Consider the following 25,741-nt stretch of genomic DNA (forward strand, 5'->3'; position numbering starts at 1 on the left):
TAACAGATTCATGACAGTGAAGGGGCTGATCTCGGCATTCACCCAGCAGGAGGACCTCAATTTCCTGCTAACGAACCGGATTCCGCGGGCCGCGCTGACCCGCTTCATGGGCTGGTTCTCCAAGATCGAGAACCCGCTGGTGCGCGACGCCTCGATCGCCTGCTGGAAGCTGTTCTCCGATCTCGACCTGTCGGAGGCGAAGAAGACCGAGTTCAGGAGCCTGCACGACTGCTTCACCCGCGAGCTCAAGCCGGGTCTGCGCCCGGTCGTGGCGGATCCCGCCATCATCGCCAGCCCCTCGGACGCGATCATCGGCGCGCATGGCCGGATCGAGGACACCGAGCTGTTCCAGATCAAGGGCGCGCCTTACTCGCTGCTCGATCTGCTCGGCGATCCCGCGTTGCTCGAGCAGCACAAGAACGGCCGCTTCGTCACGCTGCGGCTGACGTCGAGCATGTATCACCGCTTCCACGCGCCCTACGACCTTGCGATCGACAAGGTCACGTTCATTCATGGCGACGTTTGGAACGTCAATCCGATCGCGCTGAAGCGGATCGAGCGGTTGTTCTGCAAGAATGAGCGCGCGGTGCTGCGCGCGCGGCTGTCCAGCGGCGAGGCGCTGACGCTGGTTCCGGTCGCCGCCATCCTGGTGGCGAGCCTCCGTTTGCATTTCCTCGACCTCACGCTGAACGCGCAGACGAGGGGCCCGGTCGATTTTCCCTGTGACGCGCATGTGAAGAAGGGCGACGAGCTCGGCTGGTTCGAGCACGGCTCGACCATCATCGTGCTTGCGCCGGACAATTTCGAGTTCTGCGACAACGTCGCGGAAGGAACACGGATCAAATGCGGCGAGCCGCTGCTCCGGAGGCCTGTGACGTGATCTCGCTTTTTCTATCGCGCGTCTCTATGATGGATGCGATCGTCGTACGACGATTGTAAATCGCAAACACTTTAGGCACGAGATGGCGCGGGCGCCTGTTCTGGCGGCGGGGGGCATTGTGTTGCGGCAGGAGGCGCCGCCGCGCTTTGCCGTCGTGCGCCTGCGCAAGCGCAATGAATGGGTGCTGCCGAAGGGCAAGCTCGATGACGGCGAGACGCCCCGCGTTGCTGCCGAGCGCGAGGTGCTGGAGGAAACCGGCCACGCCGTCGAGGTGCACGAATTCCTCGGCACGCTGGTCTATGACGCCGGCGGCCGCTCCAAGGTCGTGCATTACTGGCGCATGGAGGCCGGCGGCAAGCCGGTGCGCGCGCTGATGAGCGATGTCAGGGAGGTGGACTGGCTGCCGCTCGAGCAGGCGCTCGCGCGGTTGTCGCGCGGCCATGAGCGCGCGTTCCTGGAAAATGTCGGGCCGATTGCGCTACAGGCTGCGATGCGAAGCGAACCCGATGCGCCGGCCGTGGCGACACCAGACGCGACGTCGGATGTTCGCGAGGCAATCGAGATCGCGCAGTCCGCTGGCGAGCCTGCGACCGCCCTGCGCAAGAACCTGATCCAGCGCGTGCGTGACTGGCTGCACCGCGCCGCTTAGTCCTACTGCGTCGCAATCGTCGTAACTCTCATGGCGAAGAGCGCGGAACGCGCGTCTCTGGACGATGCTGCGCATCGCCGGGCGACCATGAGGCCCCATCTGTGGCCTACACCCTTAGTTCTGTCGCCTCGGTCTCGGCGGCGGCTTGGCGGCCCTCGGTGCCGGTGGCCGCCGTTGCTGGAAGCCGGGACGAGCCTGCATCGGCCGTTGCATGCCGGGCGGCCGGGCGCCCGGTGCGGCCTGCTGTATGCCCGGTTGTCGGGGCTGGCCCTGCATCGGTGGGACAGGCTGCACCGCGCCTTGCCGTGGGACGCCCGGTTGGCCCGGCTGGCGCGCGCCGCCCGGCGGCTGCTGTGTGCGACCCGGTTGCGGACCGTCCTGACGTCCGGGCGGCTGCTGTCCGCCGGGCTGTTGCACGCCGCCCTGACGGCTCGGCTGTTGTCCGGCGGGTTGCTGCCTGGCCGGGCTCGGCACGCCGGGCGCGCGCGGCAGCGCCGCGCCGCCGGGCTGGCCGGGCAGGCTGTGCTGCGCGGCGCCTTGCTGCTGCGTGCCCGGCGGCTGCTGCGCGCCCTGCCGTCCGGGCGCTCCCGGTTGCTGCGGCTGGCCGGGGCGGTTCGGCTGACCCGGCTGCTGCGGCGCGTTGCGGTTCTGGCCCGGCAATCCGTTCTGCCGCTGCTGAGACGGCTGCACCGGCTGGCCGCGGTTCGGATAGGGCGCGGTCGGATTGGTGCGGCGGAAGTCCGGATTGGCGCGGCGGAAGTCGCGCTGTTCGGTCACGACTTGGCGGCCGAGCGTTTGCGCGGTGTGGACCTGGCGCACAAAGCCCTGGTCGCGCGCCATCTGTTGCGGCGAGATCGTCAGCGGCACCGCGGCGAACCGCGCGCCGCCGGTGCCGGGACGAATGGCAAAGCCGCTCGCGGCGCGCGTCAGCACGCCGAGCGAGGCGCCGCTGCGGTCGCTGACCTCGATCCGTCCGACATGCCCGTCGGCGTCGGGATAAAGCTTGATGCCGACATTGTAGTTGGTCGCATTCGCGCCTTCGGGCACCTCCACGAGTCCGGTGGTGCCGCGGATGCCGAGCGTCGCCGTCGGCGTCGAGATCTTCATGTTGCCCGTCCTGGCGACGGCCGCGGCGACGAAGGCCGCCGTTCCCTTGGCGACGTTGAACAGCGCGTTGTTCTGCTGGCCGCCGTCCTCATAGACGTAGTTGTCGATCGTGATCTTGGCGTTGGCGCGCAGGTTGAAGGTGGTGCCGTCGGTGAAGGTGATGCCGAGCGACGAGGTCGCTGATGTCGCGACCTCGTCATTGGCGAAGATGTCGTCGCGGATCTGCAGCGGCGTCGTGGTGGTGTTGCGGGTGACGGTCGCGGTGCCGGTCAGCGTTGCGACGTTGCCGATCGGCTCGGGCGCCGCGGCCTGTGGTGTGGCCGCAGGCGTTGGCGTCGCAGGTGCAGGCGTTGCGGGAGTTGCAGCAGGGGCGGGCGCCGGCGCGGGCTGCGCCTGCGCGAGTTGCGTCAGGTCCGGTGCGGCGACGGCGCGCGCATGCCAGCCCAGCATCAGGCCAGCGCCCAGTAGGAGCGCGAAACAGACTCTGCGCCGCATCACCATCGATTCCCGGGAAGCACCTGGACGGACCGGCAATTGAGCCGCGTCCGGCTGAATGCCGAATGAACGGCGGCGCCTTGTTGTCGTGGCGGCGATCAGGCGCCGCATCCGCGATTCGTTCGCACGGATCGCGCGCCGTCAGGGCGACGCTGTCGCAGCCGTCCCGTCGAGGGCGAGCAGGGCGTCACGCTCGGCGGCCGGCAGGGCGCGGATGCGACGCCTGGCGACGATGCGCAGGGCGGCGTATCCGCCAAGGAAAATCACGATCTTGCTGACGATGCCGTAGATCGGCATCACCATCGCCCATGTCGTCACGCTGCAGGTGAGCGCAACGAACGCGTTCACGGCCGCGGAGACGAACATCAGACCGGCCCAGGCGAGGCCAACCATCGCGGCCACATCGGGCACGACGGTCTTTGCGATGTCAGGCAGATAGCGGTTCAGCCAGCCGGGCTTGAGCATCACGACGCCGACGATCGCGTAGATCACGCTCGGCTTGAACAGCACGAAGCGCGGGTCGTGGGTGAGCAGCGTCGCGGTGCCCGCGGCGACCACCAGGAACAGACTCAACCACTCCATGGTGTCGATTGGCTTGCGGCGAGCCAGCTGGATCCCGATCTGCACGACGCCGAACGCGATCCCGAGGCCGACCGAAAGCGCGGTGTTGTGCGTCAGCAGAAAGATGACGAGAAAGACCACGGTCGACGCCAGGTCGAGGAGCAGCAGCTTGGCTGCGCGGAGGAAATTCTTCATCGGACGTTGCACTCCGCCTTTCTGGTCGCGCGACGGACATGTAGCGCTTGCGATGCGTGGGTCATTTGCTCGGTTGGAATGCCGGACGATCTGGCTGCCGCTCCGCCGTCAAGAAAGATATCCGGGATGCAACGCGGGGGCGAACCGGTTGATGAAAGGAAGGATCAGATATTCAGATATGGAGTTGGGATCATGGATGCGGCCGCTCCACGTGCTTCAGTCGTGACCGCATCGAATTGTTCGGGTTGGATCGCCCACGCAAAGCGCCCGGCGGAGAGGGCCGCTGGGCGCCAAAATCCAAGGTCGGGAATTCAAGTCGGGTCGGCGTTCAGAAGACGCCGAGGACGATGGCGCAGACAAAGGCCAACGCGACGTACGCGGCGATCATGCTCAGCTTGCTCAGCAGCGGACTCGCCGACTCCATTGTGATGCTCCCTCGGTTCACAGCGGCCCCCAATAACGCCAAGGCCGGCGATCCGTTCCCCGCCATGAAAGTCATCCCTGCTGTCCATCCTGGAAGCAGGCGCTCATTCTCGAAAGTGGGTGCTCACGTCGCCTTGCCGTTGGCAGGGACGTCCTGCCCGGTTCCATTGCATGGTTAAGAGGACCTGAAATCAACGCGTTGAAGAGTCTTTAAATAAATTCGTCGAACCTGCGCGCATGACGCGCGGAGTTCGTTTGTATCTCGTCGGCTCCCTTGTCCTCGTTTCGCTGGCTGGTTGCGGGCGCGGTCTGTTTCAGACTGCCGAGCGCGAGCCGTGGCGGGCGGAGGCAGAGGTCGCGTGCCTGAAATCCGGCGCGGTCAAGGAAGGTCCCGACCTCGTCCGCATCGATCCGATCTCCGGTCCCGGCGTCTGCGGCGCGGAGTTTCCGCTCAAGGTCGCAGCGCTCGGGGAGAGCAGCTCCGCCTACGGATTTGCCGACGACCTGCGTCCGCCGGCGCCGATCGGCAACCAGCCGCGCTGGCCGATCAATCAGCCGCCGCCTGCGCAGGCGCGTTATTCGGACCAGGCCGTCGGCCGACCAAGCTATGGCACTCAGCCGAACGGTCCGATCTCGCTGACTGCACCCGGCGTCGCGCCGCAACAGGACGAGATTAACCTGCCGCCCGAGGGGACGCCCGAAGCAAGGACCGACAAACCCTATTATCCGGGACTGCCGGCGAATCCGCAGCGCGCCGCCGCCGCACCCTATTCGCCGGCGCCCTATGGTCAGCAGCCCGGCGGTGGAGCGCTGCCACGGCTTGGCCCGTCGAGCGGCAATCCGGTCGCGGCGGTTGGACCGGTCGCAGTGAAGCCTGCCGCTACGCTTGCATGCCCGATCGTGTCGGTGCTCGAGCGCTGGCTGAACGATTCCGTGCAGCCGGCGGCACAGCGCTGGTTCGGCGCGCGCGTGGTCGAGATCAAGCAGATTTCCGCCTATTCCTGCCGCGGCATGAACGGCAATCCGCATGCGCATATTTCCGAGCATGCCTTTGGCAACGCTCTCGATATTGCAGCCTTCACGCTCGCCGACGGCCGCCGCATCACGGTGAAGGATGGCTGGAAGGGGCTGCCGGAGGAGCAGGGCTTCCTGCGCGACGTGCAGGCCGCCGCCTGCCAGCAGTTCACCACGGTGCTGGCGCCGGGCTCCAATGTGTACCACTATGACCACATCCATGTGGACCTGATGCGCCGCGCCAGCCGCCGCTTCATCTGCGAGCCGGCTGCCCGGTCGGGCGAGGAGGTTGCCGCACGCGCCGGCGGCCGTAGCCCCTATGCAGCGCGCGATCCTTATGTCACAGGATCGATCGTGGGCAGAAAGCCCGCCGCCTCCCGGGGCAGGCCCGGGAGCAATGAAGAAGACGACCTCGCCGACGAGTAGTGCGTCAGGCGCTCGTGTTTGCCGGTTGCCGTGCAAACGGTAGCCATCTTTTGCTGCATATGCTCGCCGAGTCGGGCACGCCCGGCTGATTCTAGGGGACGCCTTTGCAAGACGCGCCGATTATTCTGGTCATTGAAGACGATCGCGATCTACAGTCGCTGGTGGAGGACGCCCTCAAGGACGGCGGCTACGAGCCGGCGATCGCGGGCTCGGGCGAGGAGGCGTTGACGCTCCTCAAAGCCTTCCGGACCAAATACAGCGCGCTCGTTACCGACATCCGGCTGCTTGGCCGGCTCGACGGCTGGCGTGTGGCGCGCGGCGCCCGTGAGATCGACCCGTCCTTTCCGGTGCTCTACATCACGGGCGGCTCAGGCGACGAGTGGCCGACCAAGGGCGTGCCGGACAGCGTCCTGCTGCAAAAGCCGTTCTCGCCGGATCAACTGGTCGAGGCGCTTGCCAGGCTCCTCAAGGCAGCGCCACAGGCCTGACCACGGTTGTGCCGATCGGTGCGCCAGTCTGACGCGCCAGTGCGTCGCACGGCGCCGTCCACCACCCGGCAGGAGCGATCGGTTTGGCGGCGCTTATTCCGCATTTACAAAGTGCCGATGCGCTCTTTCTCGAATTCCTATGGCCTCCCGTCGATCGTTCGGGCGAGCATTCCCGCAAGCTCACCAAGACGGTGGTGTCGCGCCGCGTGATCTCGGATGATAAGAGCTGCGTCAGGCCTATCATCCCGGGGATCCATCATGGCAGCACAGAAAGTCGCGCTCGTCACCGCAGGCGGCAGTGGCATGGGAGCGGCGGCCGCGCGGCGGCTGGCGGCAGATGGCTTCCGCGTTGCGATCCTGTCGTCGTCGGGCAAGGGAGAGGCGCTGGCGAACGACCTCGGCGGGCTCGGCTTCACCGGCTCGAACCGTTCGAACGACGATCTGAAGCGCGCGGTCGACGGCGTGATGGCACGCTGGGGCCGCATCGATGCGCTGGTCAACAGCGCCGGCCACGGGCCGCGTGCGCCGGTGCTGGAATTAAGCGACGAGCAGTGGCACACCGGCCTCGACGTCTATCTGATGAATGTGATCCGTCCGACGCGGCTCGTCGCGCCGGTCATGCAGGCGCAGAAGTCGGGTGCGATCGTCAACATCTCCACTGCCTGGGCATTCGAGCCGAGTGCGATGTTTCCGACCTCGGCGGTGTTTCGTGCCGGGCTCGCGGCCTTCACCAAGCTGTTCACGGACAGCTATGCCGCTGACAATGTGCGCATGAACAACGTGCTGCCCGGCTGGATCGACAGCCTGCCGGCAACCGACGAGCGCCGGCAGAGCGTGCCGATGAAGCGCTACGGCAAGGCGGAAGAGATTGCGGCAACGATCGCATTCCTCGTGTCCGAGGGCGCGGCCTACATCACCGGCCAGAACATCCGCGTCGACGGCGGATTGATGCGTTCGATCTGACGCATTCATCCTCATCGCGACTCCCAACTCCTCATCCTGAGGAGCTGAGGGGCGATGGTGACGCTCGTAGCAAGCCAATTGCGTCTACACGCTGCATGGCGCGCTTCAAACCGGACGCGCCACAAGTGTGGTGACCTGAGATTGCATTTGCCATGATGACAAACTGAAAGCCCAGGTCTAGCCTTCCGGAAAACATCACGCGCGGGAGGAATGGCATGCCAGATGCAGCAGTCGCGGCACGTGCTTCGCAATCAAGCAGCAGCGCAACATCGCAACAGGTCGACGTCGCAGTCGTCGGCGCCGGCTTCGCCGGCCTTTATCTGTTGCATCGCCTGCGCAAGGCGGGCTTCTCGGTCGTTGCGCTGGAAGAGGGCGACGACGTCGGTGGCACCTGGTACTGGAACCGTTATCCCGGCGCGCGTTGCGACATCCAGACCATCGACTACAGCTACACCTTCGATCCGGACCTCGACATCGCGTGGACCTGGTCGGAGAAGTACGCGACCCAGCCGGAAATCCTGCGCTATCTCGGCTTCGTTGCCGACCGCTACGATCTCCGCCCCGACATCCGCTTCGGCACCAAGGTCACGCAGGCGACATGGGATGACGCGAGCGAGCGCTGGCAGCTCGCGACCGATAACGGCGCGCCCGTCTCGTGCCGCTACTACATCATGGCGACCGGCTGTCTGTCGTCGCCGAAGCCACCGGAGATCGATGGCGTCACGGATTTCAAGGGCGAGATCTATTTCACCGGCCGCTGGCCGCATCAGGGCGTCGATCTCAAGGGCAAGCGCGTCGCCGTGATCGGCACCGGATCGTCGGGCATCCAGTCGATCCCATTAATCGCCGAGCAGGCCGCACAGCTCACCGTGTTCCAGCGCACGCCGAACTTTGCGTTGCCCGCCGGCAATGGTCCATCGCCCGAGGATCGCAAGAGCTATTTCGAGACCGATCGCGCCGCCTATCGCGAGCAGGCGCGCTTGTCGATGGCCGGCGTGCCCTATCCGCAGCAGACGGTGGTGAGCTGGCAGTTGAGCGACGCCGAACGTCGCGAGCGCTTCGAGAAGGCGTGGGCGGCCGGCGACCTCGTCCACATCCTCACCCAGCTCTGGGCCGACCAGGGCGTCGATGTCGATGGCAACACGCTGGTCGCCGATCTGATCCGCGAGAAGATCCGCAACGTCGTAAAGGATCCCGAGACGGCTGCGGCGCTGACCCCGCATGACCATCCGTTCGGCGCCAAGCGTCCCTGCCTCGATACGAATTACTACGCGACCTACAACCGTCCGAACGTGACGCTGGTGAATCTGCGGCAGGAGCCGATCAAGGCGATCACGGCCAGCGGCATCACCACCGACAAGCGCAGCTTCGATGTCGACGTCATCGTGTTCGCCACCGGCTTCGATGCGATGACCGGCGCGATCATGGCGGTGCATCCGATCTCGGGGCGCGGCGGCAAGTCGCTGTCCGCGGTCTGGGCGCACGGGCCGCAGACCTATCTCGGGCTCACGGTCGCAGGCTTCCCCAATCTCTTCATGATCACCGGCCCCGGCAGCCCGTCGGTGCTGTCGAACATGGCGGTGTCGATCGAGCAGCATGTCGACTGGGTGGTCGACCGCCTGGTGCAACTGCGCGACGCCGGCTTCACCACGATGGAGGCGACGGAGACGGCGCAATCAGGCTGGCAGCGGCACATGGCCGACTGCGCGATGCTGACGCTGCATCGGCTCGCCAACACCTGGTACACGGGTGCCAACGTGCCCGGCAAGCCGCTGGGCGTGATGCCCTACACCGGCGGCGTCGGTCCGTATCGCGGCATCTGCAACGAGGTCGTCAGCCGCGGCATGCTCGGCTTCAAGCTCACCGGCCCCGGCGTTGCCGCGCAATGCAATGACGGCGAGGTGGTGCGGCTGCAGCCCGACGTGCGGCTGGTGCTGAACCTGCTTGGCGAGATGAACCTGCCGCCGATCGAGACGATGGGCGCGCAGGGGGCGCGTGACTTCCTCAACGAGTTCAACAAGGGCCGACCCGCCGGACGGCCGGTCGCTGAGGTCGGCACCGGCATGCTGCAGGGCGCCGAGGGGCCGCTGCCTTACAAGCTGTACCGCCCGGCGACACCGGGGCCGCATCCGATCGTGGTCTATTTCCACGGCGGTGGCTGGGTGCTCGGCGACGAGCAATCGGACGATCCGTTCTGCCGCGACCTGTGCCGGCGCACCGGCATGATCGTCGTCAGCGTCGGCTATCGCCACGCGCCGGAGCATCGCTTCCCGGCGGCGGCCGAAGACGGCTATGCGGCGGCGCGCTGGATTGCCGCGCACACCGCCGAGCTCGGCGGCAGGGCTGGCCCCGTCCTGGTTGCCGGCTGGAGCGCGGGCGGCAACATCGCGGCCGTCACCTGCCAGCTCGCGCGCGACCGGGGCGGACCGGAGATCGCGGGCCAACTCCTGATCTGCCCGGTCACCGACTCCACCTTCGACCGCCCGTCCTATGTCGAGAATGCGACCGGCTACTTCCTGACACGCGGGCTGATGTACTGGTTCTGGGATCTCTACTGCTCGCCCGCCGATCGCACCGATCCGCGCGTCGCGCCGTTGCGTGGCAAGCTCGAAGGCCTGCCGCCGGCCTTCGTCGTGACCTGCGAGTTCGATCCGTTGCGCGACGAGGGCATCGCCTATGCCGAAGCGATGGCGAAGGCCGGCGTGCCGGTCGAGCAGCTCAAGGCGCACGGCCAGTTCCACTCGTCCTTCATGATGGTCGACGTCATCATCACCGGCGTCAGCGGCCGCGCGAAGATGGCACAGGCGCTGCGCCGCTTCGCCGGGCTGCCTGTGGAGGTCGGGCAGGACAACGTCCGGCCGCCCGAGGTCAACGCCGCCGCGGAGTAAGCCGGCAGTTTCGCTGCGTTCGGCCTTGTGCGCTAAAGCGCGATGAATTTTGGTCGAGCCGGCTTTAGCCACGGGTTCGGTTTACCTCTCCCCAGCGGGGAGAGGTCGATTTGCGCAGCAAATCGGGTGAGGGGCCGCGGCGCTAACGAGAGACCGTAATCCCTCACCCGGCGCTGCGCGCCGGCCTCTCCCAAGGGAGAGGTGAAGCACCGCCGCCGCTCCAGCTCAACCTAATCTCATCATGCGCTAGCCGAGTTCGAACGTCGTGACGCCGAACACGCGATCGATCCGCAATGGCGGGATCGCGCCAGTGTACATGCGTGCGGTCTCGAACAGCGGCGAAAGTCCGAGGCCTTGCGCCAGTGCGACGGCGTCGCGGTTGACCGCAGGAACGTCGAGGAAGATTTCGCCGCCGCCTGCGCTCGCCAGAAGTGCGGACAGGACAGCCTCGCCGCTCGCGCGGTCATCGGCGAAAAGCGGACCAATCTTGCGGCCGATGCGGCACGGACGGATCACGCCCCAGCCGGCCAGCTTGCCGTCGCGCATCAGCGCGCGCCCGACATGCGCGGGCGCGTTGATCCAGGCGTGCAGGAAGGCCGGGCGCGGTGCCGGAAACACCGTGGCGTCATCGGCCTCGATCAGCGCTGCCGGCACATCGGTCAGCGCGATGATGTCGGCGTTCGGGGCAGGCGGTGCGGCGACGCCGCCACCATAGCGCACATTGGCGTAAGCGAGCTCAAAGCCGGACTTCCGGTAGTTCGCCTGCTGCGCCACTACGCCATCGAGTCCGATCACGCGCGGATGCGCATGCGCGATTGCCGCATTCCATATCTTTAAGCCATGGCCGCGGCCGCGCAGATCCGGACGCACGATGTAGAAGCCCAGGAAGGCAAATCGCGCACCGTAGTTGACGCAGGAGACCACCGCGGCAGGCCGCCCGTCGAGCTCGCCGATGAAGAATCCCTCCGGGTCTTCGGCGGCAAAGCAGCCGGCATCGGCGAGACCGGGATTCCAGCCCTCGGCCGCGGCCCAGTCCACTGCGAGCGCGATCTCGTTCGGCCGCATGTGTCTGATGGTGAAGTCGTTCATGGCGAATGATCACCTCGAGCTGGCGTCGGTTGATCCAGCGTAGCGCGCCAGGCTCGCCGCGTCATTCCGAGCGGGGCGCGCATTCGAGCCACTGCCGATCCGAAATGACGTCCGTAAGATCAGTTCGCCTGCTTCGGCCGATACGCCGCAAAGAACACGCGCGTGGCGCTGTCGACCACGGTTGCGATCTGTTCGGGCGAGGGCGACGGCTTGGCCTGGAAGATGAACGCCTGGAACAGCGTCGCCTGGCACATCTGCATGAACTGCCAGGCGGCGAGCTGATAATTGTCGATCACGAGCTCGCCGAGCGTGGCGCGTGCCTCGAGATAGGCGGCGAAGCGATCGACCGTGTGGGCGATCACATGAGTGTAGAACCGGCTGCCGAGCTCGGGCATCCGCTCGGCAATCGCCATCACCGTGCGGATCGCCGAGCCGCCGCCGGGCCGGCACAGCAAGCCGACATAGGCGCGGCCGAATTCGGGGAGGGTGATGTCGACGTCGCGTTCGGGGTCGAAATTGAAGACGGTCTTGCCCTGCTCGAGCTTCTCCTCCTCGACAATCGCCGCGAACAGCCCGGCCTTGTCGGGAAAATAGACGTAGAGCGTGCCCTTGGAGACCCCGGCGGCGCGGGCGATCTCGCCCATACTGGCGCCGTCAAAGCCGAGGTCCATGAAGACCTTGCGGGCGCCGTCCAGGATCTGGCGGCGCTTCGATGAGTCCTCCTCGCCGACGACGTGGAGGGGCTTTGGGGGCGATGCAGCCATTGGTTCAGCTTGCTGGGAAAGAACTCAACCCAATCCGCGGGGGCAGGAATCAAAGCACTATAACTCGCTATGTCGGAAGTTAGATTGACCGAACGGTTCGGTCAATGCTACATTTCGACGCGTGATGACCTGCGGGGCCGAGATTGCGGCGCCGCGGGCCGCGGGATTTTTTTGTGGGGAGGCCAATTATGGCCGCAGCGAGAGACCAGGCCGCGCGCATCGTTCGCACTGAGCCTGAGGCGGACGCGGATCAGCACATGCGCGAGGTTGCCGCCAATTTCGACGAGCAAGCCCGGCCGCATGTTGCCGAGGAGGCCAGGCGCCGCCCGGCCGAGGCGCCGCCTGCGCCGGAGCCCGAGCAGCCGGCCGTGCCGCCCGCGGCCAGCGCGCCGGCGAAACCCGGCAAGCGCAAATTCGTGATGTTCGGCGTGGTCGGCGCGCTCGCGCTCGCCGCTGCGAGCTACGCGGTCTACTACCTGATGGTTGGACGCTTCTACGTCTCGACCGACGATGCCTATGTCCGCGCCAACAACACCATGCTCGGCGCGCGCGTCGCCGGTCACGTCGCCGCGATCCTGCCGGGCGACAACGCGCTGGTACGCGCGGGAGACGTGATCTTCCGGATCGACGACGGCGACTACCGGATCGCGGTTGATGCCGCGCGCAGGAAGATTGCGACCCAGCAGGCGACGGTCGAGCGCATCGGTCGCCAGGTCGCGGCCGCGGTGAGTACGGTCGAGCAGGCCGAGGCCCAACTCGTGTCCGCGCAAGCCGGGTTGAAGCGTGCCGACCTCGATTTCGACCGCCAGCAGGCGCTGAGCAACAAGGGTTTTGCTTCGCGCGCCACCTTCGAAGTCTCTGAGGCCGGCCGCGACCAGGGCGCTGCCGCGGTGCGATCGGCGCAGGCGGCCTACGATGCGGCCAAGGACAATGTCGAGGTGACCAAGGCGCAGCAGGCCGAGGCGCGCGCCCAACTCGCGGAATTGCAGACCCAGCTCGCCAAGGCTGAGCGTGATCTCGATTTCACGTTAGTGCGTGCGCCGGTCGACGGCACCTTCTCCAATCGTCTGGTCAATACCGGCGACTACATCACGGTCGGCCAGCGGCTCGGCAATGTGGTGCCGCTCGACGGCGTCTTCATCGACGCCAACTATAAAGAGACCCAGCTCAAGCGCATCCGTCCCGGCCAGCGAGTGACGATCAAGGTGGACGCCTACGGCTTCCGCAAGTTCACCGGCATCGTCGACAGCATCTCGCCGGCAGCGGGTTCGGTGTTCACGCTGCTGCCGCCCGACAACGCCACCGGCAATTTCACCAAGATCGTGCAGCGCCTGCCGGTCCGCATCCGCGTGCCGAGCAGCGTCGCCCGGCAGGGCCTGCTGCGCGCCGGCATGTCGGTCTACACCACCGTCGACACGCGCGAAGGCGCGGCTGATGCCGACAGCGATGCCGATCTCGATTCGCCGACGATGATCCATCCGCAGTGATGTCTTGAAAGTGTGCGGCACAATGACCTCGGATCAAAGCGTTGCCGCATCGAAGGTCTACCTCTCCCTTTGTGGGAGAGGTCGGGTTGCATCGCGAGATGCAATCCGGGTGAGGTGGTTCGGCCTCTCGGGAGACCTGCAGCCCCGCACCCGGCGCCTTGCGCCGAGCTCTCCCCGACGGGGAGAGGCGTTGACAAGCTGCGAGCGCTAGCCCATGGCGAACGCGACCACTGCTCCCCCATCGATGACGGCCGCAGCGCCGGCGGCCGATCGCATCCAGCCGAAGCGGCTGTTTGCGTTCATCATCATGGTGTTCGGGATGTTCATGTCGATCCTGGACATCCAGATCGTCTCGGCCTCGCTCACCGAAATCCAGGCCGGCCTGTCGGCGTCTTCGACCGAAGTGTCGTGGGTGCAGACTGCCTATCTGATCGCCGAGGTGATCGCGATCCCGCTGTCCGGCTTCCTGTCGCGCGCGCTCGGCACGCGCCTGTTGTTCGCGATCTCGGCATTCGGCTTCACCTTCTCGAGCCTGTTGTGCGGCTTCGCCTCCTCCATCGAGCAGATGATCCTGTGGCGCGCGCTGCAGGGCTTCCTCGGCGCCGGCATGATCCCGACCGTGTTTGCGTCGGCCTACACGATCTTCCCGCGCACCAAGTTCCACATCGTGGCGCCGATCATCGGTCTCGTCGCGACGCTGGCACCGACGGTCGGCCCGACGGTCGGCGGCTACATCACCGACGTGATGTCGTGGCACTGGCTGTTCTTCATCAACGTCGTGCCGGGCATCGGCATCACCATCGGCGTGCTGACGCTGATCGATTTCGACCAGCCCAACTTCGCGCTGCTCGAGCGCTTCGACTGGTGGGGCCTGATCTTCATGGGCGGCTTCCTCGGCTCGCTCGAATATGTGCTGGAGGAAGGTCCGCAATATGAGTGGCTGCAGGACACCTCGGTCGCGGTCTGCGCCGCGATCGGCTTCGTCTCGGCGATCGCCTTCTTCTGGCGGGTATTGACCGCCGAGGAGCCGATCGTCGACCTCTACGCCTTCGCCAACCGCAACTTCGCGGTCGGCTGCGTGCTGCAATTCTGCATCGGCATCGGGCTCTACGGCCTCACCTACGTCTATCCGCGCTATCTCGCGGAGATCCGCGGCTACAGCGCACTGATGATCGGCGAGACCATGTTCGTCTCGGGCGTGACGATGTTCCTGATGGCGCCGGTGGTCGGCCGGCTGATGCTCAAGGTCGATCTGCGCTACATCATCGCCTTCGGCCTTGTCACCTTCGCGCTCGGCTCCTGGCAGATGACCTCGATCACGCGCGACTACGATTTCTACGAGCTGCTGCTGCCGCAGATCCTGCGCGGCATCGGCATGATGTGCGCGATGGTGCCGACCAACAACATCGCGCTCGCCACGCTGCCGCCGGACCGCGTCAAGAACGCCTCCGGCCTGTTCAACCTGATGCGCAATCTCGGCGGCGCGGTCGGGCTTGCCATCATCAACGAGGTGCTCAACGACCGCACCGACCTGCACATCTCGCGGCTGCACGACCGCGTGACCTGGGGGAACGCCACCGCGGTCGAGACGCTGAACATGCTGACCCAGCGGATGCAGGGTGCCGGCGATGCCGCGCTGATGGCGATGAAGCAGCTCTCGCAGATCGTGCACCGCCAGGCCGCGGTGATGGGCTATGGCGATGCCTTCTTCATGCTGTCGCTGTTCTATGTCGGCCTCAGTCTCCTGGTGCTGCTGGTCAACAAGCCGCCGTCGATGGTCGCCGGCGGCGGCGACGCGCATTGATGCGCGCACACGCGTCCGCAATAGAGTGACGTCGCCAGTTGTAGCCCGCATGAGCGAAGCGACATGCGGGTACGCTGCAGGTGACGGGGCATGGTCGCATCGCCGACACATTGACGCACTCACGCGGATGTCATCTTGCAAATCACGCGTGATGCACTTATAAGCGGCACTTCCTTACTCGAACCGGGGAGATGCGCATGAAGTCGTTTAATTCGCAGATCGCGCGCCCGCGTTCGATGATGCTGGATGCGCTTGCGCGTTAGCTCCCAGCTCTGATCGGGCCTGATCCCGATCACTCAAGCTTCCCAACACGTTACCGATAGTTATCAGCGACGCTCGCGCTCCGATTCCGTGCGCACGTCGCTCCAGATGGAGCCGGCCGGCGCGGCAAAAGCGTGGCCGGAATGTGCCATGATCAATGAAAAGACCAGGCGACCGGCCGCGATCCGGATCGTGCTGCCGTTCGTCTTCCGCCACTGGCTGGAACAGCCGTTGCGCGCCTCCGTGGTTACGGCGGGATTCCTCGGCGCGACCGCCGCCGACCTGTTCATGCCGGTCTATTCCGGCCATCTGGTCGATTCGCTGACCGCGGGCGCCTCCGATCCCGTCGCGCGCCATGCCGCGATGATCGCCTTCGGCGCGATTGTCGCGCTCGGCGCGCTGTCGGTGATCCTGCGGCTCGTGGGCATCGAGACGATCGTGCCGTTCACGCTGAAGACGATGTCCGATGTCGGGCAGCAGGCGTTCATGCGGGTGCAACGCTTCTCGACGGATTGGCACGCCAACTCGTTCGCGGGTTCGACCGTGCGCAAGATCACGCGCGGCATGTGGGCGCTCGATCTCCTGAACGACACCATCCTGATGGCGCTGTTGCCGTCCCTGGTGGTGCTGGTCGGCTCGATGATCCTGCTCGGCATGCACTGGCCGCAGCTCGGCGCGGTGATCGCCGTCGGCTCGGTGATCTATGTCGCCATGACCATGGCGTTCCAGGTCAGCTATGTCGCACCGGCCGCGCGCGTCTCCAATGCGTGGGACACCAAGGTCGGCGGCACGCTGGCGGATGCCTTGACCTGCAACGCGGTGGTGAAGTCGTTCGGCGCCGAGATTCGCGAGGACGCACGGCTTGCCGGCGTCATCAGCCGCTGGCGCAGGCGGGTGCGGCGGACCTGGTTCCGTTACAACCACACCGCGACCGCGCAGCTCCTGGTGCTGTTGTGCTTCCGCGCGTCCGTGATCGGCGGAGCGATCCTGTTGTGGGCGGCGGGCCACGCCACGCCGGGCGACGTCACCTATGTGCTGACCAGCTACTACATCATCCACGCTTACTTGCGTGATGTCGGCATGCACATCAACAACCTGCAGCGTTCGGTGAACGACATGGAGGAGCTGGTGCAGATCCATGGCGAGCCGCTCGGCATTGTCGACGCCGTCGACGCACGCCCGATCGACATCCAGGGCGGCCGCATCGTGTTCGACGACGTGACGTTCCACTATGGCGGGCATCGCCGCCCGCTCTATGACGGGCTGTCGGTCGACATCCGCGCGGGCGAGCGCGTCGGCCTGGTCGGGCGCTCGGGCTCCGGCAAGACCACCTTCGTCAAGCTGGTGCAGCGGCTCTACGATGTCTCCGGCGGCGGGATCCTGATCGATAGTCAGGACATCGCGCATGCGACGCAGCAGTCGCTGCGCAGCCAGATCGCGATCGTGCAGCAGGAGCCGATCCTGTTCCACCGGACGCTGGCGGAGAACATCGCCTATGGCCGTCCCGGCGCCGGCATGGACGTGATCGAGCAGGCCGCGCGGCTTGCCAATGCGCACGACTTCATCATGCGGCTGCCGAAAGGCTACGGCACGCTGGTGGGCGAGCGCGGCGTCAAGCTGTCGGGCGGCGAGCGGCAGCGCGTGGCGCTGGCACGCGCCTTCCTGGCCGATGCGCCGGTGCTGATCCTGGACGAGGCGACCTCGAGCCTCGATTCGGAATCGGAGGCGCTGATCCAGGAGGCGATGGAGCGGCTGATGAAGGGCCGGACCTCGATCGTGATCGCGCACCGGCTGTCGACGGTGCGCAGCATGGACCGGATCCTGGTGTTCGATCGCGGCGAGATTGTCGAGCAGGGCACGCACAAGGCGCTGACCGCGCGACCGGGCGGCATCTACCGCGGCCTGTTCGAGCGCCAGGTGACCGAGTTCGACCGGATCGACGCGGCGGAGTGAATGGCGGCGCGCGGCTGACGGGCTGATGTCCGGTTAGTCGCGCTCCGCTGACGGCTCCGCGCGCGCTATCTCGCCGCAAATCCGCTCCACAGCAACCCGATGCCGGAGAGGACGAGCAACCCCAGCACGACGTCGGAAAAATTGCGGTCGCTCATCGCGTGATAGACGCGGGAGCCGAGCCAGGCGCCGAGCAGCGTGCCGGGAAACGCGCAGAGCACCAGCCAGACGATCTCGGCCTTCACCAGGCCGCTTGCAATCTGCACGCACAGCGCGGTCGCAAGGATCGTGAAATTGAAGGTCTGAAAGACGCCGCGCCGCTCCGCCTTGCCCCAGCCGCGAAGGCTGGCCCACAGGATGGGAAGCGGACCGGACAGGCCGGCGAGGCCGCCGAGGATGCCGCCGGCGAAACCGATCGCCGTGTCGGCACTTTTGCCGCCGAAGCGGATCGCCGTCGGCGTCCGCTGGAAGTAAAGCACGACGGGAAACACCACCAGGAACACGCCGATGGTCCGCTTGAACACGATCGGATCGGCATGCGCGATCAGCAGGATGCCGATCGGTACGCCGGCGAGACCGCCGATGATGAAGGGCCAGATCAGGCGGAAATCGATCATCTTCCAGATCGATGGCAGCGTCGAGACCTGCGCGATCACCGAGCAGATCAGCACCAGCGGCACCGCCAGCGTCGGAGGCAGAACGTAGAGCCAGATGCCGAGCGCCATCAGCGCGGTGCCGAAGCCGGCGAGGCCGGATACGAATCCGCCGGCCAGCGCGCCGGAGAACAGGATCGCGTAGCTCGCGGCGGTCATCGTCGTCTCATTTTCTTGGTCATTGCGGCGACGTTTACACGACGACAGCAGCGGGTACTATTCGAAATCTCGGCTCTTCAACCATAATCGAAACTGGAAGCGTGCCCCATGATGACGAGTTCGTCCAAAACCTTTCTGGTCTGCCACGGCGCCTGGTCGGCGGGATGGGCGTGGAAGAAGATGCATCCGCTGATGCAGGCCGCCGGGCACCGGCTGGTCACCCCGAGCTACACCGGGCTCGGCGAGCGCGCGCATCTCGCCAATCCGTCGATCGACCTGGAAGCCCACATCCAGGATGTGCTTGCCGTCATCAAATATGACGATCTGCGCGACATCGTGCTGCTCGGCCACTCCTATGGCGGCATGGTTGCGACTGGCGTCGCCGATCGCGCGCGCGAGCGCGTCGCGCAGCTGATCTATCTCGATGCCTTCGTGCCGCGCGACGGACAATCGCTGTTCGACCTCAACGAGGTTGCGATCGAGCAGATGCGGGACGCCGCGCGGAACGGCGACGGTTGGCGCATCCCGCCGATGCCGACACCGCCGGACACCTCGCCCGCCGACGTCGAATGGCTGACCGCGCGCCGCGTCGGCATGCCGCTCAAATGTTTCGAGCAGAAGCTGAAGCTGCAGCACGGCGAACCGACGTTGCCGCGCAGCTACATCTACGCCACCCGCATCGCGCCGGCGGACACGTTCGGCCAGTTTGCCCGGCGCACGAAGAACGAAGCCGGCTGGCGTTATTTCGAGATCGACGCCAGCCACTCGCCGAACGTCACCGCGCCGGAAGCGCTGATGGCGCTGTTGATGGAGGTCGCGGCGCGGCCGGCATAGGAACTGGCAGGCTCACACCACGCGTGCATGTCGCATTTTCGAGAACGTTGACCAATCGGCCAAGACCCGGCGGCCCGCTGGTGTCGCTTGCCGTCGCGACGCACCTGCTGGCGGCGCTGACGGGATCAGCTTCAGGCCGCTTGACCATCGCGCTCGCCGCCATGATCGCAATTGGAACCGCAGTCGGGTCGTTCTGACGCCAGGCGAACCGCGTCCGCTGGAAGCGATCGACATCCGGCTCCGGGCCCGTTGGTCAGGTCTCCTTGTCTGCGAGTTGAATCCCTTCATCTCTCAGCGCCTTGAGCAGGGCTTGGACGTCCTCAAGCGAGAGCTCTTTCGGGCACAGCTCGTTGAGCTGATCGGAGGTGACAGCGCCTGTCCGATCGTTGATTTCACGTGCAGCCTCGATGATCTTCCGCAGGTCCATCTGGAATCCCTTACGCGGCAGCTAGCGCCGTTCGTCGACAGAAGCAGGATGCCTTGATAGGGATCTCCGCGCGCGCCTGCGCGAGATCGAGCCGCTGCTTGATCAGCGCGCTCTCGACCTTCTCGCCGCGCCGAGCCAGGCATTCGTGCAGCCCGTGGAGCGACCACAGATTGTCGGGATGCTGGCAGGCCCGGCTTAGCTTGCCATCAAGGCCGAGATCGGAGCGGTAGACCGCCTCGGCTTCCTCGATTCGTCCTTGCTCGAGCAGCAACGCGCCGAGCGCATGGCGGGGCGGCTGCATCCATCCCCATGGCTCATCGTAGGGCAACGCGTCGGAAAGCTCGACTGAGCCGCGCAGATGCGCGAACGCAATGTCGTAATTGCCCTTGCGGTACTCCAGCTCGCCATTGAGCATCGCGTCGGCGACATTGAGCAGGTTCGAGACCTTGTTGTTGTGCACGAGTCTGCCCTCCGGCACGCGGGCCTTCGCTGCCGCAAACAGGGCCTTCTCGGCTTCGGCCTTGGCGACATTGCCAAGCGCGGAATGCGCGACCGCCTTGGCGTAGTGGATCATGGCCGTCACCGAGCAGTAGAGGTGGCGATCCTCCGGGAGCTCTTGTTCGATGATCTCGCGCCATTTTCCGAAGCGCACGAGAACGTGCTGCTTCATCGTCAGATAGCCTTCGAGGAAATCGGCCATTGGCGGCGATTGAATTCGCAGAACCGGTTCCGGCACCGTGGCGATCAACTCCTCGGCCGCTGCAATGGCGGGTGTGTACTGGCCAAGGAACATCGCGCCGTAGATAGCGAAGTGGAAGTTGTGGACGACATAGATCAAATAGACGCCCGGATCGTCCGAATAGGCGAGGAAGCTCCGGTCGGCCTTCAGCGCCTTTTGATTGTAGAGCAGGACGTCGTTGTATTGACCGCACAACACATCGAGATGCGTCGGCATGTGGATCAGGTGACCGCCGTCGGGCACGATCGCGCGCAACCGGTCGCCGGCCCGCATCGCCAGCTGCGGGAAGGGCGACATCTCCATCAGATGAACGTAGAGATGCAGCAGGCCCGGATGATTCCACGACGCCGGGACTTTGTCGAACGCGCCTTCGAGGAGCGCTCTGCATTCCTCGGTGCCGGCTCCTTCCGTCGGCCTGCCGGAGGGTAGGTCCCACATCTGCCACGGCGTTTCGTTCATGATCGCTTCGGCAAGGACGGCGCGGACCTCGATATCATCGGGAAAGTCCTTGAACACTTTGCGCATCTCTGCGGTGAAGGCCTTGTCCCACGGCGTCATGTCGTCGATCGCCTCGCGTTGCGGATAACGCGCGGGCAGGGCGTTGATCATCGCCTGTTCGACTGGACTCGCCTTCCCTGCATGCGCGAGCGCCTGCTGCATGGCATCGTAAGAGGCCGACAGCGCCATCTGGCGCCCCTGCGGGTCATAGCGAACCCAGGGCAGATTATAGTTCGGCCCCGCGGCATAGCTGATGCCCCAATGCGCCATGGCGCATTCGGCGTCATGCTGGAGCGCCTTCTGGAAGCACTTGATGGCCTCGCCATGGTTGAAGCCGAACACCCAGTTGAGCCCGCGGTCGAACCAAAGCTGGGCGTCGGGGGAGGACGTGGTGACTTTGCGGCTGTACGGCCCGAGATCAAAATAGGTCATGCCGTTTGTCCTGATGCAGCAGCGCCGGTTCGGCACCCTACCAAAGAGCTCGGCTCCATCACAGCGCGTGCGAAGTGGTACCGCCAAATGGCGAGGGGCCCGGCGTGCTGCGCCGAGCCCCTCATTTGCAGAGCATCAGCCGGCCTGTAAGCCGGGTTCTGTAGGGCACCATTCTCGCGAATGGTACGTGACGGCCATTCCTCTGGGACAAGGTTTGCACCTTGCCTCGAGCAACCTACCCGGACAGCGGGCCTGACATCGCCCTGCGGTGTTATCGCGATGTCGCGAACTGACCGCGTTGCCGTCCCTATTCGGTTTTGCTCCCGGTGGGGTTTGCCATGCCGTCGCCGTTGCCGGAAACGCGGTGCGCTCTTACCGCACCTTTTCACCCTTACTTCCTCCGAGGAGGGAGCGGTTCGTTCTCTGTGGCACTTTCCCTGGGGTCACCCCCGCCGGATGTTATCCGGCACCGCATGTCGATGGAGCCCGGACTTTCCTCTCCCGCGGCCTTTCGGCACTTGCGGGAACGGCCGTCCGGCCGACTGACGCCCTATGGCATGGGGGTTTTGATGCGCCGCGTCAAGCGGTTGCGATAGTTAATCCAGCCGCATCCGTGATTTTCGGCGCAGGGTGTCGAGCGCAGCGCCGGAACCACGCCGGCGGCGGCTGCGCATTGTCATTTCTGCGCTTGCCAGCGCGAGCGTCCGGGCCCAGAGCAGGTTCGGAATAAGCAGGAGATGAACGATGAATATTGCTGCAGCCGTGGGAGAAGCGGTGCTCAACGGTGCGTCCGATGCGGTCGTTGCGACCGATCGCGAAGGCCGCATCACGTTCTGGAATCCCGGCGCGGTCAGGATCTTCGGCTTCTCGGCCGAGGAAGCCGTCGGACAATCGCTTGACCTCATTGTTCCCGAAGGCCTGCGCGCACGCCACTGGGCCGGCTATCGCCACGTCATGGAGACGGGAACCAGCCGTTACGGTCATGGCGACCTGCTTTCGGTGCCCGCTCTCGCCAAGGATGGCCGGCGTATCTCCGTCGAATTTACCATTGTGATGCTGCACGACGCCGGGCAGCAGGTCGTCGGCACGGCGGCCGTCATGCGTGACGTGACCAAACGCTTCGAGGAGATGAAGGAGTTGAGACGCCGGCTGGCGCAGTCCGAGCAGGCCAAAACCCATCCATGAGACCGGACCGAATTGCCGCGGGCGCGGCTTGCAGTTAGGTTTCTGCGCCGCGCTAAAAAATTCTCCACTACGATGTCGTTGTGCGTGTCGCCCGTTCGACTGGGTGTCGGCGATCCAGCCGACCAAGAGGAGATTTCAGATGCAGTACCTGCTGTTGATCTACCGGAACGAAGCGGACCTGGCCCATACGAACCCGGACGAGCGCAAGAAAGTCTCGGCGGAGTACGCCGCCTACACCCAGTCCATCATTCAGAGCGGTCATTTCAAGGCCGGCGACGGCCTGCAGCCCACGACCACCGCGACCACGGTGCGGGTCCGCGACGGCAAGATCCTGACCACCGATGGCCCGTTCGCGGAAACCCGCGAGCAACTCGCCGGCTACTATCTGGTCGACGCCAAGGACCTCGACACCGCGCTTGGCCTCGCCGCGCGAATTCCCGGCGCCAAGACCGGCTCGATCGAGGTCCGGCCGGTGATGATCTACGACAATTGATGACGGAGCCGTCATGTCCGGGGTGCTTGCGCAAGCGCGTGCGCCCCGGAACGACGTTTCTCCGAGAGCACGTCATGACCCCAGGCGACATCGAGAAGATCTTTCGCGACGAGGCGGGGCGGGCGCTGGCCACGCTGATCCGCCTCGTCGGCGATTTCGATCTTGCCGAGGATTCCCTGCAGGATGCCTTCGCGGTGGCGCTGCAGCGTTGGCCGATCGGCGAGCTGCCGTCCAATCCTCGCGCATGGCTCGTCAATGTCGGCCGCAACAAGGCGATCGACCGCGTGCGCCGCGCCGCGACCTTTCGCGGCAAGCAGCAGGAACTGACGCATCAGATGCAGCTCGATGCGGAACCGCCGGCCGAGCCGGCCGATGCCACGCTTGATGACGACATGCTGCGGCTGATCTTCACCTGCTGCCATCCGGCCTTTGCCGAGGAGGTTCAGGTCGCACTGACGCTGCGCACGGTGTGCGGGTTGACCACGGCGCAGGTCGCGCGCGCGTTCCTTGTGAGCGAAGACGCGATGGCGCAGCGGCTGTTGCGCGCCAAGCAGAAGATCAGGCTCGCCGGCATTCCCTATGAGGTGCCGGAGCGCGAAGCGCTCGAGCCGCGGCTCAACGGCGTGCTCGCGGTGATCTATCTCGTCTTTACCGAAGGCTATGCCGCCACCGCGGGCGAGGACCTGATGCGGCCGGATCTGGCGCGGGAGGCGATCCGGCTGGCGCGGCTGCTCGATGCACTGATGCCCGCCCGCGGCGAGATCAAGGGATTGCTGGCGCTGATGCTGCTGCACGACGCGCGCCGCGCCGGCCGCCAGACCACGGGCGGCGACATCGTGTTGCTCGAGGAGCAGGACCGCACATTGTGGGATTTCAACCAGATCGCCGAGGGTTTGAGGCTGGTCGAGCAGGCGCTGCGGATGCCCGGCCGGCCGCAATCCTATGCGGTGCAGGCCGCGATCGCCGCGCTGCATGCGCGGGCGCCCAACTATAATGACACCGACTGGCCGCAGATCGCAGGCCTCTACCAGGTGCTGTTGCGGATCAGCCCGTCGCCGGTGATCGAACTCAACCACGCCGCCGCGGTCTCGATGGTCGACGGTCCGGCGCGCGCGCTCGACCTGATCGATGCGCTTGAGGCACGCGGCAGGCTGAAAGGGTACGAGTTGCTCCCCGCGGTGCGCGCCGACCTGTTACGGCGGCTCGGCCGCAATGAGGAGGCGCGAAAAGCGTATCTCCTCGCGACCGATGCCACGCAATTGGAGCCGTTGCGTCGACTCTATGCACGGCGCATAGCGGAGATGAGGTGACGTCACCTCATCTTCGTGCATCAACCATCAACGAGCGCCAGCGGGCGCGCGACGTTCGACGTGCTCAATAGCCCTGTTTTGTCGTTCCACCGCCGTTCGTTTTTTGATTCGCCGTTCCGCTCGGCTTTTGGGTCGCTGTTCCACTCGATTTTCCGCTCGACATGCCGGTCGTGGTGCCGGGTGTCATCTTCTTCGCATGATGGACCTTGTGGGTCTTGTGCTGCATCGTCATGGCGCCTGCGGCTGCCGGAGCGACGGCGAGGCCGATGGCGACAGCGCCTGCAATGAGTGCTTTGAACATGGACCAATCTCCAGTCAAACTGCCCCAACAAAAAAAATCGGCGCGATGGTGAAAAGTTCCCGTTCGGGCACGCTCATGCGGCCGGAAATTATCGGATCGGATTCCTTTGCCGATTTCGCCGTTGCGGGGCAGGTCGCGCAGGCTCCGCAAGGGGCAAGCGAGGCCGCGCCTCTGCACCGCAGTGAGCTTAGCGATGTGGATCGGCTATCTCGCCGGCGTCGCCGTCGTTGCGTCCTCCGGCAGGCTCGCCAGCAGCGCGTGAAGCGTCGCCATGGTCGAGCGGTCGGCGATGCCGTCGATGCGTTCGGGGCGGAAGTGGCGCTGGAAGGCGGTGACCGCTTCCATGGTCGCGCCGTCGTATTTGCCGTGGGTCGGGATGTTGTAGCCGTAGCGCGCGAACGCCGCCTGCATCTTCGCGACGTCGTCGCTGATCGCGCCCAGCATCAGCGCGTCGCCGCGCACGATCGGCACTGGCTGCACCCAGTGGCCGACGCCGGAATTGGCCAGCGAATGCCAGGGGAATTTCTCGCCGGGATCCTTCTTGCGTGCCGGCGCGACGTCGGAGTGGCCGAGCACGCGATGCGAGGGCACCTTGCGGCGCAGCATGATGCCACGGCACAGCGCGATGACCGCCGCGATCTGGCGCAGCGGAAAGTCCGGATAGCCCCAGTCATGACCGCGATTGACGATCTCGACACCGATCGAGCAGGAATTGATGTCGTCCTCGCCGGCCCAGAATGACACGCCGGCATGCCAGGCGCGCTTGCTCTCGGGCACGCATTGCACGATGCGGCCGTCCTCGAGCACGATGTAGTGCGCCGAGACCTCGGTGCCAGGCGTGCAGAGCTGCGTGATCGCGCCCTCGACGTCGGGCATGCCGGTATAGTGCAGCACGATCATGTCGGGCTGGCGGTTGTTGGCGCGCTCGCCGAAGTTCATCGACGGAATCACGTCGGACGCGATCGAGGAATCGGGCGTGAACGTCGTCATATCGGCAACAGCCCTTGGGACGGGAAGGGCCCGTTGACGCTTCGAATCAGCGTTTGCAGACGTGGACGAACCAGAAGCCATCGAATCACTCAAACCCGGTAGGAGAACGGCAATTTGACATAAGTATAAAAGGACAGGCGTTTACTATTCCTTTACCCTGCGGGCCGGTGCAATCGACCAGCCGGTTCCATCGGGCGCATTTTGCTCCGGATGTGTGCCAAGGGCACCAGTCGAATGCGGTTAAAAGGCCTGCTAGTCCGCTAACGCATCATCAAC

22 protein-coding genes and 1 other RNA gene are annotated in these 25,741 nt (G+C 65.5%); 13 read left to right on the forward strand and 10 right to left on the reverse strand.

Annotated elements, in window-relative coordinates:
- Positions 1-10: 10 nt before the first annotated feature.
- Entirely contained in the window at positions 11-880 is an 870-nt protein-coding gene (gene asd / locus MTX23_RS09055; protein WP_280978015.1) for an archaetidylserine decarboxylase, read from the forward strand.
- A gap of 82 nt (positions 881-962) precedes the next feature.
- On the forward strand, positions 963-1,529 hold the full coding sequence (locus tag MTX23_RS09060; RefSeq protein ID WP_348637549.1) for an NUDIX hydrolase: 567 nt from the start codon (positions 963-965) through the stop codon (positions 1,527-1,529).
- Between the two features lie 114 nt (positions 1,530-1,643).
- Here MTX23_RS09060 and MTX23_RS09065 read toward each other — a convergent pair whose 3' ends face one another.
- Complete coding sequence (locus MTX23_RS09065) at positions 1,644-3,086, reverse strand: FecR domain-containing protein (RefSeq protein WP_280976287.1); 1,443 nt, start codon at positions 3,084-3,086, stop codon at positions 1,644-1,646.
- 186 nt (positions 3,087-3,272) lie between these two features.
- The gene (locus tag MTX23_RS09070; RefSeq protein WP_280976288.1) at positions 3,273-3,887 is read right to left on the reverse strand and encodes a septation protein IspZ; all 615 of its coding nucleotides are present in this window, start codon (positions 3,885-3,887) and stop codon (positions 3,273-3,275) included.
- A 660-nt stretch (positions 3,888-4,547) separates the two neighbouring features.
- Between MTX23_RS09070 and MTX23_RS09075 the strand changes: the two genes are divergently transcribed.
- The 4 genes from MTX23_RS09075 (at position 4,548) to MTX23_RS09090 (ending at position 10,089) form a co-directional block, all read left to right on the forward strand.
- Positions 4,548-5,750, forward strand: a complete 1,203-nt coding sequence (locus MTX23_RS09075) for an extensin family protein (RefSeq protein WP_280976290.1) — start codon at positions 4,548-4,550, stop codon at positions 5,748-5,750.
- A gap of 104 nt (positions 5,751-5,854) precedes the next feature.
- On the forward strand, positions 5,855-6,238 hold the full coding sequence (locus MTX23_RS09080) for a response regulator (protein WP_280976291.1): 384 nt from the start codon (positions 5,855-5,857) through the stop codon (positions 6,236-6,238).
- A gap of 258 nt (positions 6,239-6,496) precedes the next feature.
- Complete coding sequence (locus MTX23_RS09085; RefSeq protein WP_280976292.1) at positions 6,497-7,201, forward strand: SDR family oxidoreductase; 705 nt, start codon at positions 6,497-6,499, stop codon at positions 7,199-7,201.
- 215 nt (positions 7,202-7,416) lie between these two features.
- Positions 7,417-10,089, forward strand: a complete 2,673-nt coding sequence (locus tag MTX23_RS09090; RefSeq protein ID WP_280976294.1) for an alpha/beta hydrolase fold domain-containing protein — start codon at positions 7,417-7,419, stop codon at positions 10,087-10,089.
- A gap of 246 nt (positions 10,090-10,335) precedes the next feature.
- Here MTX23_RS09090 and MTX23_RS09095 read toward each other — a convergent pair whose 3' ends face one another.
- Positions 10,336-11,178 carry a GNAT family N-acetyltransferase gene (locus MTX23_RS09095; RefSeq protein WP_280976296.1) on the reverse strand — a complete coding sequence of 281 codons (843 nt, stop codon included), beginning with the start codon at positions 11,176-11,178 and terminating at the stop codon, positions 10,336-10,338.
- Positions 11,179-11,297: 119 nt separating this feature from the next.
- Positions 11,298-11,942, reverse strand: a complete 645-nt coding sequence (locus tag MTX23_RS09100; RefSeq protein WP_280976297.1) for a TetR/AcrR family transcriptional regulator — start codon at positions 11,940-11,942, stop codon at positions 11,298-11,300.
- A gap of 188 nt (positions 11,943-12,130) precedes the next feature.
- Between MTX23_RS09100 and MTX23_RS09105 the strand changes: the two genes are divergently transcribed.
- The 3 genes from MTX23_RS09105 (at position 12,131) to MTX23_RS09115 (ending at position 17,447) form a co-directional block, all read left to right on the forward strand.
- Complete coding sequence (locus MTX23_RS09105) at positions 12,131-13,429, forward strand: HlyD family secretion protein (RefSeq protein ID WP_280976299.1); 1,299 nt, start codon at positions 12,131-12,133, stop codon at positions 13,427-13,429.
- Positions 13,430-13,643: 214 nt separating this feature from the next.
- Positions 13,644-15,233, forward strand: coding sequence for a DHA2 family efflux MFS transporter permease subunit (locus tag MTX23_RS09110; RefSeq protein WP_280976300.1), 1,590 nt, complete (start codon positions 13,644-13,646; stop codon positions 15,231-15,233).
- 411 nt (positions 15,234-15,644) lie between these two features.
- Positions 15,645-17,447, forward strand: coding sequence for an ABC transporter ATP-binding protein (locus tag MTX23_RS09115; RefSeq protein WP_280976301.1), 1,803 nt, complete (start codon positions 15,645-15,647; stop codon positions 17,445-17,447).
- Positions 17,448-17,512: 65 nt separating this feature from the next.
- On the opposite strand, the gene MTX23_RS09120 is transcribed toward MTX23_RS09115, so the two are convergent.
- On the reverse strand, positions 17,513-18,256 hold the full coding sequence (locus MTX23_RS09120) for a sulfite exporter TauE/SafE family protein (RefSeq protein WP_280976302.1): 744 nt from the start codon (positions 18,254-18,256) through the stop codon (positions 17,513-17,515).
- Between the two features lie 111 nt (positions 18,257-18,367).
- Between MTX23_RS09120 and MTX23_RS09125 the strand changes: the two genes are divergently transcribed.
- Positions 18,368-19,090, forward strand: coding sequence for an alpha/beta hydrolase (locus tag MTX23_RS09125; protein WP_280978016.1), 723 nt, complete (start codon positions 18,368-18,370; stop codon positions 19,088-19,090).
- Positions 19,091-19,343: 253 nt separating this feature from the next.
- On the opposite strand, the gene MTX23_RS09130 is transcribed toward MTX23_RS09125, so the two are convergent.
- The 3 genes from MTX23_RS09130 to rnpB form a co-directional block, all read right to left on the reverse strand.
- Positions 19,344-19,517: an RNA polymerase subunit sigma-70 gene (locus tag MTX23_RS09130; protein WP_280976303.1), complete on the reverse strand. Its 174-nt coding sequence runs from the start codon at positions 19,515-19,517 to the stop codon at positions 19,344-19,346.
- 10 nt (positions 19,518-19,527) lie between these two features.
- Positions 19,528-21,186, reverse strand: coding sequence for a hypothetical protein (locus tag MTX23_RS09135; RefSeq protein WP_280976304.1), 1,659 nt, complete (start codon positions 21,184-21,186; stop codon positions 19,528-19,530).
- A gap of 131 nt (positions 21,187-21,317) precedes the next feature.
- Positions 21,318-21,732, reverse strand: an RNA gene (gene rnpB / locus MTX23_RS09140) — RNase P RNA component class A.
- A gap of 198 nt (positions 21,733-21,930) precedes the next feature.
- On the opposite strand from rnpB, the gene MTX23_RS09145 reads away from it, so the two are divergent.
- From MTX23_RS09145 to MTX23_RS09155, 3 genes are all read left to right on the forward strand, one after another.
- Positions 21,931-22,371 (forward strand): PAS domain-containing protein, encoded by a 441-nt coding sequence (locus MTX23_RS09145; protein ID WP_280976305.1) that lies wholly within the window; start codon positions 21,931-21,933, stop codon positions 22,369-22,371.
- Positions 22,372-22,510: 139 nt separating this feature from the next.
- Complete coding sequence (locus MTX23_RS09150) at positions 22,511-22,864, forward strand: YciI family protein (protein ID WP_280976306.1); 354 nt, start codon at positions 22,511-22,513, stop codon at positions 22,862-22,864.
- A 74-nt stretch (positions 22,865-22,938) separates the two neighbouring features.
- Entirely contained in the window at positions 22,939-24,174 is a 1,236-nt protein-coding gene (locus tag MTX23_RS09155) for an RNA polymerase sigma factor (protein ID WP_280976307.1), read from the forward strand.
- A gap of 64 nt (positions 24,175-24,238) precedes the next feature.
- On the opposite strand, the gene MTX23_RS09160 is transcribed toward MTX23_RS09155, so the two are convergent.
- A complete protein-coding gene (locus tag MTX23_RS09160; RefSeq protein WP_280976308.1) occupies positions 24,239-24,475 on the reverse strand; it encodes a hypothetical protein in 237 nt (78 codons plus the stop codon).
- A gap of 204 nt (positions 24,476-24,679) precedes the next feature.
- Positions 24,680-25,546, reverse strand: a complete 867-nt coding sequence (locus MTX23_RS09165; RefSeq protein ID WP_280976309.1) for an N-acetylmuramoyl-L-alanine amidase — start codon at positions 25,544-25,546, stop codon at positions 24,680-24,682.
- Positions 25,547-25,741: the final 195 nt, after the last annotated feature.

Source organism: Bradyrhizobium sp. ISRA436, assembly GCF_029910015.1.
Classification (GTDB): domain Bacteria; phylum Pseudomonadota; class Alphaproteobacteria; order Rhizobiales; family Xanthobacteraceae; genus Bradyrhizobium.